Genomic DNA, 11,288 nt, shown 5'->3' with positions numbered 1-11,288 from the left:
AGGTGTTACATACTATAATAAAGTAAAATATTCAGTGGGATATAAATTTACTTCTGAAGTCATTAATATTACAGCATCGAAGATGATGCTTTAACTAATCAGCCGTAATATCTAAATGAATTGTTATCGTAGTTCCTTTTTTCACTTCTTTGCATTCTATGCTTTGCTCTGCGACTATTCCATTACCAACGAATTTAGCTTTTAGTCCAAGACTTCCTAGAAGTGCAGTAGTTTTTTCCGGGCTACTTCCTATTATATTTGGAACCATGACCATATTATTATCTTTTTTTAATTCACCAGTGTGTAAAATAATTTCAGTTCCTTCCTTAACCGTATATCCAGGTTTCGGAGTCATATCAGTAATAACTTCTCCATCTGAACTTAATTTTACCTTTAAATTATTATCTTTCAATGACTTTTCTGCCTCCGACTTCTTAAGGCCCCTTACTTCAGGCACAATAACATCCTTTAATAAGCTTTTTGAAGTTTCCTCCTTTGAAGCATCAGATTTAAATGATAAATAATTAAAAACATCATTAAAAACTTGCTTTCCAACTACTGTTGCAATCTGACCACCATAATACCAAGAGGGGTCTGGTTCATCAATATTAATTAATAAGGTTATCTGAGGATCATTTGCAGGCGCCATTCCTGCAAATGATGATACATATTTTCCTGGTGCATAGCCAGCTCCTGCAGTATTAATTTTTTGAGCTGTCCCTGTCTTTCCGGCAATATGGTATCCTGCAATAAATGCCTTTTTACCACCACCATTTTCTACAACCTGCTCAAGGTAAGATCGAAGCTGCTTTGCAACTCCTTCATCCATTATTTTTCTTTCATTATAATTTGAATATTTTTGCAGAACTTTTTTATTATTTAAATCATCATAATTTACTATCTCTTTCATAACATGAGGCGTTATAAGTTTTCCCCCATTTGCAATAGCGTTAAAGCCCTTCATATACTGTATACAAGATAAGGTATTCCCTTGCCCAAAGGATGTTACTGCTACATCAAGAGCAGTCATATCTTTAGCTTTTCTAATTATTCCGAGTGCTTCTCCATTTAAATCAATACCAGTTTTTTTACCAAATCCAAATAATTCAATGTATTTATTTAGTTTTTCTGGACCAAGTCTTCTACCAAGTTCCATAAATCCAACATTACAAGAGTTTTTTAATATATCCACAAAATTTTGAGATCCATGCCCTGTGGTTTTCCAACACTTTACTGCTTTACCTAAAACTACAGTGCTACCAGTACAGTTAAATTTATCATCTTCCTTAACTAGCCCTTCTTCCATAGCCCCTGTAGCCGTAAACACTTTAAAAATAGACCCCGGCTCGAACGTATCACTTACTGCTCTATTTCTCCATGCCTTTTGATTTTCATCAAAATTTTTAGTAAGGTCCCAAGGGTCATTAGGATTATAATCTGGTTTATTAACCATCCCCAATATTTCTCCATTTTTAGGATTCATTGCAATTATACTAACTGCTTTCGCTTTATTGTCAATCATAGCCTGCGAAGCTGCTTTCTCACAAAAATATTGAATCATCTCATCAATAGTAAGTACTACATCTTTACCCTCTATAGGCTTTGTATAATCTGAGATTGTATAAGGCAATTCTTCACTTTTTCTATCGGTTTCTGAAATTTTTATTCCAGGTATACCTGATAGATATTTATTGTAATACAATTCAACACCTGTAAGTCCATTGCCATCAGAATTCGTATGCCCTACAACATTTGCTAAGAAATTCCCATTGGGATAATATCTTTTTGTATCTCCAGTAATAACAATTCCTCGAAGCTTTTGATTTTTCGAAAAATCATTAATTTTATCAGCTGTAGCTTTATCTATTCTTCTCTTTAAAATCGCTGCTCCAATAGGTTTCCCCTTTGAATTAGTCTTAGTCAAAACAGGTAAAACTTCACTAGATTCCATTCCAAGTATTTTAGCGATTTCTGGTGCAATATCGTTCATACTTAGCTTGTTTTTTTTAGTAGTTTCACGTAGCGAATTAAGATCTAAATCCACTCTAAATACATTTGCACTTATAGCTAAATCTTCTCCATTTCTGTCTAAGATCCTTCCCCTCTTTGGTGCAATCCGAACGTCACTTGTCCACTGCAAAATTGCTTTTTCTTTATATTCCTTCCCTTTAGCTATCATTACGTAGCTCAACCTACTAATTAATAGAAAAAGCAAAAGAAAAAGCATGAAAAAGACAACCAACATTCTACGCTTAACTACTACCTTGTCTCTATACTCTCCTTTTGCCAATTTATGTCCTCCTTGCTAATTCTTCAAAGCAAACAGTAATTAAAAAATAATATTTTTAATTTTATCTATTACGTCGTTACTTGTTTTCGCTTCTAACTCTTCTTTTGTTTCTAAATTGTTTTTACTCAAATTTAAGTATTGTATGTCACTAACCTTTGGGTTAACCATATGAAGTTTTGTCGTCGCTGTTTTCTCAACGTAACTTATATTTCTAAACTTCATTAGTTCTACATCATACGCGTCATTTTCTTTACTGACCATTTCTATTTCAGCTTTAACTTTAGAAGTCGCATCTTGATAATTATAAATCATACAATATCTAGCAATGGTTATCATTCCAATAACAAACCCTAAACTAATATTTAAAAGAACTCTTTTTTTCTTTTTCATTTCCTTCAGATTTTTACTGCTTTGTGTCTGTTTTCGTGATTTTTCTAAATCTTCATATTTTCGTTTTTTTAATGGCTCATATGGTGCTAAAACTGTATTTCCATCCATTATAAACTTATTTTTTTCTATTATCACTTTATTCACCCCATCCACAATTTAGAACTAATTTTTTTGCGCCACTCTTAGTTTTGCACTTCTACTTCTTGAGTTTATTTCTATCTCTGTCTCTGTTGCCCTTATAGGTTTTCTACTTATAAGTTTCACGATTGGTGTTTTACCACACACACACATAGGTAACTCTTTTGGACATTTGCATGGATCTTCTAAACTTTTAAATTTAACTTTAACAATTCTATCTTCAAGTGACTGGAATGTAATTATCGCCATTCTCCCACCGCGATGTAGTCTAGCTATTCCATCCTCAATTGCTTTATCTAATATTTTTAATTCCCCATTAACTTCGATTCTTATTCCTTGGAATGTTCTTTTAGCTGGATGGCCTCCATCTCTCTTAAACTTTGCGGGAATCGCTGCATCTATAACATTCACTAGTTCCAAAGTAGTATTGATTGGTTTATCTTTTCTTCTATCTACTATGAAATTAGCAATTCTTTTCGAAAATTTTTCTTCGCCATAATTTCTTAAAACCTCTGCTATCTGTGGCTCTTCGTAGTTATTTACCACATCATATGCTGTTATACCTTTGCTTCTATCCATTCTCATATCAAGATTCGCATCCCTCATGTAGCTAAACCCACGTTCCGCATTATCTAATTGATATGACGACACCCCTAAATCCATAAAAATCCCATCTACTTTTTCTATTTTAAGTTTGTCAAGTATTGCTCCAATGTTATAAAAATTATCATGTACATATGTAACATTGTTATATTCTTTGATTTTTTCCTTTGCAGCTTTTAATGCATCTTCATCTTGGTCAATTCCAATTAACCGTCCTTTAGGTGACAGTCTTTTTAAGATTTCTAAGGAGTGCCCTGCACCTCCTAATGTACAATCAACATAAATTCCATCCTCTTTAATATCTAGCGCATCAATACACTCATTTAATAAAACTGATACATGTTTAAATTCCATTTTTAATCTCCTTTTATATGCCTAATTCATTCATTTTTTCTGCTATTTCATCAAAATTAATATCTGATTCATTATATTTATCCCATTTATCCTTAGACCATATTTCTATTCTAGTTGATACTCCTATGCTTACTATTTCCTTTTGAAGGCCTGCATATTCGCATAAATTCTGTGGTATTAAAGCTCTGCCTTGCTTATCTACTGTTATTTCATTAGCACCTGAGAAGAAAAACCGTACAAATGCCCTGGCATCTTTACTCGTCAATGGAAGTTTCTTTAATTTTTCCTCCATTATATTCCACTCAAGCGTTGTATATATGTATAAGCATCCATCTAGGCCCTTAGTCAATATAAATTCACTGCCTAATCCCTCTCGAAATTTGGTGGGAATAATCATTCTGTTTTTACTATCAATGGCATGTTGATATTCACCAATAAACATTTTATCCCCTACCTTATGAACTTACTCCACTTCGAACCACTTTAAACCATTTTAAACCACTAACAAGTATAATTCTATAGAAAAATGAAAATTCCTTCTTGTTTTATTGTTTTATTTTTATTTTTTAAAAACAATTAAACTTTTTTATGATTTTATTTGAATTTATTAACTTAAAATACATAATTATCAGACTACGCATTTCAAATTAAACAATTGTGCTAATTTACTTTCTTGAAATGCATTACGATGTAGGGTATAATTTATAAGAAATTAATAATATTAAATGCAAGAAAGGAATGTACATATATATGAAGCTAGGAATTGTAGGTTTACCAAATGTAGGAAAAAGCACACTGTTTAATGCAATAACAAAAGCAGGTGCAGAATCTGCTAATTACCCATTTTGTACTATAGAACCAAATATAGGTGTTGTAAGTGTACCTGACAAAAGATTGGATGTACTACAAACTATTTATAATAGTAAAAAAATAATTCGTACTGCAATTGAATTTTATGATATAGCAGGCCTTGTAAAAGGAGCAAGCAAAGGAGAAGGTTTAGGTAATAAATTTTTATCTCACATCCGAGAAGTAGAGTCTATTGTTCATGTGGTAAGATGTTTTAATGATGACAACATCATACATGTAGACGGTAATATCGATCCTACACGTGATATAGATACTATTAATTTAGAACTTATTTTTTCTGATCTTGATGTATTAGAAAGAAGAATGGAAAAGTCAGTAAAACTTGTTCGTTCTGGTGACAAAACAGCAAAAATGGAATATGCTCTTATGGAAAGAATAAAGGAACACCTTGAAGCAAATCTTCCAGTAAGAACATTAGAGTTTAACGAAGAAGAAGCCGCTTTTGTAAGTATTCTTTTCTTAATTACTGCAAAACCAGTATTATATGCTGCAAATATAAGCGAAGATGATTTAATGTCTGGTAACACAGAAAATGATATGGTAAAAAAAGTTAAAGAATTTGCTGCGAATGAGAATTCAGAAGTAATTGTAGTTTGCGCCAGACTTGAAGAAGAATTATCCACTTTGGATGATGATGAAAAAATGGAACTTCTAAAGGAATATGGTCTTACTGAGACGGGCCTTGATAAACTTATCCACTCAAGTTATAAACTACTCGGTTTAATGAGCTTTTTAACTGCAGGACCTCAAGAAATAAGAGCATGGACTATAAACATTGGAACTAAAGCCCCTGCTGCCGCTGGGAAAATCCATTCGGATATAGAAAGAGGTTTTATAAGAGCAGAAATAGTTTCCTTTGATAAATTAGTTGAATGTGGCTCCGAAGCTGCTGCTAAAGAAAAAGGACTGTATAGACTTGAAGGAAAAGAGTATATTATGCAAGATGGCGATGTAGTTAACTTTAGATTTAACGTGTAGCAAAGCAAGCAGGACAATTTAGTCCTGCTTATTTAATATCTATTATTAAATAATAACCTAGGAAGCTTCATCTCCCGCGGAGCTGTTCATCATTTTTTGCTATATTTTTTTAATTCTTTGTTAATAGCTATCATTACAGCATCAAAGCTAATATCAGGATTTCCCATTAGCACTCCAATTGCATCCTCTATAGATGTCATCGTATATATATGAAAGTTTCCATTTTTAATTTCGCTTTCAACTTCTTCATTTAAAACCAAGTCTACTGCATTTGACAAAGGTATCATTACACCTTTATCCTTTATTGAGTCAATTGCTTTGCATGCTGCAAAGAAACCTTCTATTTTATCGTTTACTCCTCCTATAGGTTGGACCTCACCAAATTGATTTACCGAACCAGTGATTGCAATGCTCTGTTTTATAGGTATCTTACTTAGCGCTGAGAGCATACACATTATTTCTGCAACCGATGCACTATCACCATCTATTTTTCCATAGATTTGTTCAAAGCTTAGGTGAAAATCTACCGGTAATTTAGTAAATCCGCCATTAATAGTACTTATATATCCCTTTAAAATATTAATAGATTTACTATGGATACTTCCACTTAGATTGCTCTCCTTTTGGACATCTATAATATTACCTTCTCCCTTATAGCAGCAACAGGTAATCTTTATTGGCTTACCAAAACTAAAATATCCTGTATCCATTACCGATAATCCATTCACTTGTCCAATTCTACTATTTATAACATCAATAAGCATCTTTTTTTCAGTATAATTGTCTAAAATTTCCTTTTCCATGATGTCTTTTTTATAGCCTACCTCAATTATATCTCCTTCACTAATCTCTTTTTTATTTTCTCCTATAACCTTATTGTTAGCTAAGATTAGTAGCTTATTTATTTCATATTTGTCATAGTATATCTTTTCTCTACTCTGTGCTTTCCGTGATAAAATCTTTGCTACTTCTCTTATAGCTCCTTTTGTAAGAAACTTATAATTGTTTTCGCAACAAGTTTTATTTATCTCAAATACAAGAGATTTCTTTAAATAATTGTCTATATTCTGCACTGGATTACATTCTGCTTTTATAGTGAAAATTTTTCTAAAGTCTTCATCATAGTTATAAAGCAAGTCATAAGTCTCATAGTTTCCAATAAGAATTATCTTTTCCTTAACTGGTATAGGTTCTGGGTTAAATGCATTTAAAGATCCAATCTCATAAGAGTTTCTGTTATAAGCCGAATCTACCTCCTCTGTTAATAATGTTTTTTTCAAATTATGATAAGCCGCAGCATCCTTTAGTAAATCATTTGCTCTAATTATCAAACACCCTTCATTTGCTTTTAGTATACTACCGCTTTTTATAAATTCTATACCTGTAGAATAAACCCCTTTGTGATTTTCATACTCTATATTTCCAAGTAAGTTTGTCAAATTAGGATCTTGTTCAAATATTACTGGACGAATTTGATTTTCACTATTATCTACCATTACATTTATAGCATATTTGTATATAATTTCATTTATCTTTTCCTCGTCATCATCATAACTTAAAGAATAATTATCTATAAGTCTTTTTTCAATATCATTGCATACTATATCAAAATAATTTTGTACAGATTCATCTTCCATAAACAAATTTTTATATTCTTCTTTTAAATCATTCATTTCATTTTTATAGTACACTTCCATTAGTTGTTTTATTTTCTCTAAGTCTTCTCCTTCAGAATCTTTTAGTTCCTCTAATGTTTCGCGAGCATTCTCTTTTAACATAGTTGCCGTGTATAAAATATTATCTTTTTCCCCTTTATCCAATGTTTCATATTCATTTTCAGACATTTCCTTTTCATCACTTAAAGGAATGAATGTGAATCCGCTATTAGTGGATTTTATATCAAAACCTTTCTCTTTTGCTGTATCTATTAGCTTACCAATTAATTTATTTCTTTTCTTTTGAATATTTTCCTGAATGTCTTCAATTTCCTTATTTGCAGAATTGTTATAAAACTGAAATGTGCACCCTAAATATTCATTCTGCATTTCTTCAAATGTCTCTTTTAGCTTATTAGCCCCTCCATTACTTACAAAAATAGGTTTAGGAGATTTTTCATCTTCATATAGTACATAACAAATGTCTTTTGGTTTGCTCTTATTTTCGAAACTTTTATTTACATATTTCATAATCTCTTTAATGGTTTCTTTTGAAAAGTCATCTATTAAATAAATATTAAAACCCTCTTTATCTATACTCATGGCAGTTTTAATATTTTCTATTACATCATAATATTGAGGCATAGTATATAATTCTTCTTTTGTACTCATATCTTCAATGTCAAATTCATATATAATATCTTTTGGAGTTAATTCTCTATTCATATTCCTCCTCCTTTCAATTCTTTATTATATTAATATTCTCAAATCACCAATTTAGGAACAAATATTATCATTAAGAAATAATAATATTTTCTAAATTTATGCGTATATATTTTTTTCTTATAGAATTTTAATAATAAATATTAATAGTAGCCATTTTTTTAATACTTGAGTTAAATTACAACATACGATATAATAAGCTTATTGACTTTTTATATTTTTTATAATTTTTGTTGTGAAGGAGTAATACTGATGGGATTTAAAGACAAAATTACTAATAGTTATACACAGGCTTATTTAAAGAGATATGGCGATAGACTTACTCAAGCACAAGGTCGAGTTCTATCAGTCAAAGTAGCAGAAAAAAATTATCTAAGAATATTTTATAAACTAACTGTAACCATCTTAGTAAAGGCCGAAGGAAGTAAATCTATTTCTAAGTGCATATTCAAAAAGCACCGTTGGTTCAAAAAAGTTAACTTTATATCTGTGCTTCAAGGTCATTCTGTTATAATTCAAGGAATGAAGGGTAAAAAAGGTAAAGAACACAGCGAGCAGATTCAAATTGCAAACATTAGAAATATGACTACCAAAAAGGACCTGGTTCCAATGCAGGGGAATGCTCCAAAAGTTCAAAGAATAAGATCTGACAGACGTTTTAAATAATGAAAGCTATATGACTATGTCATATAGCTTTCATTATTTGAAATCGCATCAATACCTCACTGTGATATATCACTGCCAAGTGGCACTTAATGCTTATGCATTAAATACAAGTACAAACTATTTATAAAGGAAATAATACCCGAGAAAAATAAAATAATTAACCATTGCCCTAAATTAAGTGGGATGGTATGAAATACATTCTGTAAGAATGGAATATACACTATGCTAATCAGCATAATTATGGATATACCTACAGCCCCAATTAGGTACAAATTTGTAAAGGGATTAATTTCAAATAAAGATTGTTTTTCTGATCTACATTCAAACACATGTATGAGTTGAGATAAAACTAATGTTCCAAGAGCCAATGTTCTACATGCCTTAATATTCATACCATAATATTTACCACCGATAAACGCCATTATTGTACAAACACCAATTAGGCACCCGCGAATGACAATTTTTTCTGTAAGCCCTCTTGAAAATACACTTTCATTCTTTCCTCTAGGTTTTTCAAACATGATATCACTATCAGCTGGATCCACGCCCAAAGCAATAGCGGGAAGTCCATCTGTGACTAAATTTACAAATAAAATTTGTATTGGAAGTAGAGGATTTTCTAAGTAGAATAACGAAGCCAAAAACATGGTAAGCACTTCCCCTAAATTACAGGATAGTAAGTACCTGATAAATTTCCTTATATTGTCATATATTACACGTCCCTCTTCAACTGCTGCAACAATAGTTGCAAAATTATCATCTAAAAGAATCATAGAGGCCGCCTCTTTAGTTACATCCGTTCCAGATATTCCCATAGCTATCCCAATATCTGCTTCTTTTATAGCTGGGGCATCATTTACACCATCTCCAGTCATGGCCACAATATAATTTTTATGTTTAAAAGCTTTTACAATTCTTAGCTTGTGTTTTGGACTTACCCTTGCGAATATTTTTAAATTATCAATATTCTTATCTAGTTCCTTATCACTTAATTTATCTAGCTCATCTCCAGTTATAACCTCCTCCGAATATTTACATATATCTAAATCTTTTCCGATAGCATAAGCTGTATTTTTGTGGTCCCCTGTTATCATTACAGGCTTTATACCTGCAATCTTGCACTTTATAACTGCATCTTTTACTTCTTTTCTTGGGGGATCAATTATACCTGCTACGCCGATAAAGATTAAATTAGTTTCCAAATTATCATTTTTCATGATACCAGACACCTTATATGCACAAGCAATGCACCTTAATGCCTTATAGGACATTGACTCTACAGCCCTTATTAGATGATTCTTATAATTCGGAAGCATCGGCTGCACCAATCCGTCTAGCAATATATAATTGCATTTTTCTATAACCCTTTCTGGAGCACCCTTTACATAGCAAATTTCTTTATCATTTTCTTTAACAATGACAGACATAATTTTCCTTGTTGAGTTAAATGGTATTTCATATAAACGTCTTGATTTATTCAAAAATCCCTGTAATTCCTTAGAATTTTCAAAAAAAGCTTTAATTAAAGCAGTTTCTGTAGGATCACCAAACAAGCATTTTTCAAATTTTTTTGCGTTAAAATCGTAATTACAATCATTGCAGTATGTAAATGCTTTTTTCATAACTAAATTCAATGGAATTTCACCTTTATCAACATCGTAAACCTGTCCATCAAAATACAATGATTTTACCGTCATATTATTTTCAGTTAGAGTTCCCGTTTTATCTGTACATATTACAGAAGTACAACCTAAAGTTTCAACTGCTGGTAATTTTCTAACTAAAGCTTTCCTTTTAAGCATTCTAGATACACCTAGTGCTAATGCAACCGTAACTATAGCAGTTAACCCCTCTGGTATTGCAGCTACTGCAAGGCTTACTCCCAATAAGAACATTGCATATTTATCTTGTCCACGCGAGATGCCCATAAAAGTTACAACTACGCAAATTATTATACAAAGCATAACTAATATTTTCCCAAGATATGCTAGTCTCTCTTTAAGTGGAGACTTCTCCTCTTCAATACTATGAAGCATATCTGCTATTTTCCCCATTTCTGTATTCATACCTGTTGTTATAACTTTTGCTTTAGCTTTTCCTGTAAGAAGTATTGTTCCCATATAAATGTTATTATCCTTAGAACTGGCGCTTTTGTTTACTCCAGCAGATTCTCCAGTAAGTAAAGATTCATCTAGCATTACATTATTTTCCTCAGTCAAAATGCAATCAGCCGGAACTCTATCTCCACTTTCTAAAATCACTAAATCACCTGGCACTAAATATATTGCATTTATTACCAATACTCCACCATTTCTAATCACTTTAGCCGTTGGCGCTGCTAGCTTACTTAGTGCCTCCAGTGATTTCTCAGTTCGAAACTCTTGAATAAACCCTAGTATTCCATTCATTATAACTATAATAAATATAGTTATTGCATCCGCTTTTTCTCCCATAAGTCCTGAAAGTACTGTTGCTACAATTAATATCCAAGTAATAAAATCATTGAATTGTGAAAAGAATATTTTAAGCGCGGATATCTTTTTTTTATTTTCTAATTTGTTAAATCCATATTTTTTTAATCTACCTTCAGCCTCCTCTATGGTAAGACCCATTGATAATTT

8 protein-coding genes are annotated in these 11,288 nt (G+C 31.6%); 2 read left to right on the top strand and 6 right to left on the bottom strand.

Annotated features, from left to right (window positions below; genetic code table 11):
• Positions 1-94: 94 nt before the first annotated feature.
• Genes ACWJJ2_RS01385 through mraZ form a run of 4 tightly spaced genes read right to left on the bottom strand, consistent with a single transcriptional unit; the run spans position 95 to position 4,217 of the window.
• Positions 95-2,290 (bottom strand): stage V sporulation protein D, encoded by a 2,196-nt coding sequence (locus tag ACWJJ2_RS01385; protein ID WP_462953739.1) that lies wholly within the window; start codon positions 2,288-2,290, stop codon positions 95-97.
• 39 nt (positions 2,291-2,329) lie between these two features.
• Positions 2,330-2,815 (bottom strand): hypothetical protein, encoded by a 486-nt coding sequence (locus ACWJJ2_RS01380; protein WP_216302473.1) that lies wholly within the window; start codon positions 2,813-2,815, stop codon positions 2,330-2,332.
• A gap of 27 nt (positions 2,816-2,842) precedes the next feature.
• Positions 2,843-3,775 carry a 16S rRNA (cytosine(1402)-N(4))-methyltransferase RsmH gene (gene rsmH / locus ACWJJ2_RS01375; protein WP_165412118.1) on the bottom strand — a complete coding sequence of 311 codons (933 nt, stop codon included), beginning with the start codon at positions 3,773-3,775 and terminating at the stop codon, positions 2,843-2,845.
• A 13-nt stretch (positions 3,776-3,788) separates the two neighbouring features.
• A complete protein-coding gene (gene mraZ, locus ACWJJ2_RS01370) occupies positions 3,789-4,217 on the bottom strand; it encodes a division/cell wall cluster transcriptional repressor MraZ (protein WP_165412119.1) in 429 nt (142 codons plus the stop codon).
• Positions 4,218-4,525: 308 nt separating this feature from the next.
• Between mraZ and ychF the strand changes: the two genes are divergently transcribed.
• Positions 4,526-5,623 carry a redox-regulated ATPase YchF gene (gene ychF / locus ACWJJ2_RS01365; RefSeq protein ID WP_165412120.1) on the top strand — a complete coding sequence of 366 codons (1,098 nt, stop codon included), beginning with the start codon at positions 4,526-4,528 and terminating at the stop codon, positions 5,621-5,623.
• A gap of 89 nt (positions 5,624-5,712) precedes the next feature.
• On the opposite strand, the gene ACWJJ2_RS01360 is transcribed toward ychF, so the two are convergent.
• A complete protein-coding gene (locus ACWJJ2_RS01360; RefSeq protein WP_165412121.1) occupies positions 5,713-8,004 on the bottom strand; it encodes an AAA family ATPase in 2,292 nt (763 codons plus the stop codon).
• 249 nt (positions 8,005-8,253) lie between these two features.
• Between ACWJJ2_RS01360 and ACWJJ2_RS01355 the strand changes: the two genes are divergently transcribed.
• Entirely contained in the window at positions 8,254-8,667 is a 414-nt protein-coding gene (locus ACWJJ2_RS01355; protein ID WP_216302471.1) for a hypothetical protein, read from the top strand.
• An 86-nt stretch (positions 8,668-8,753) separates the two neighbouring features.
• Here the strand turns inward: ACWJJ2_RS01355 and ACWJJ2_RS01350 are convergent, their stop codons facing one another.
• Positions 8,754-11,279: a calcium-translocating P-type ATPase, PMCA-type gene (locus ACWJJ2_RS01350; RefSeq protein WP_462953135.1), complete on the bottom strand. Its 2,526-nt coding sequence runs from the start codon at positions 11,277-11,279 to the stop codon at positions 8,754-8,756.
• Positions 11,280-11,288: the final 9 nt, after the last annotated feature.

This window comes from Clostridium sp. CM039 (genome assembly GCF_055081075.1).
This window is presented reverse-complemented; position numbering and strand designations above follow the sequence as displayed.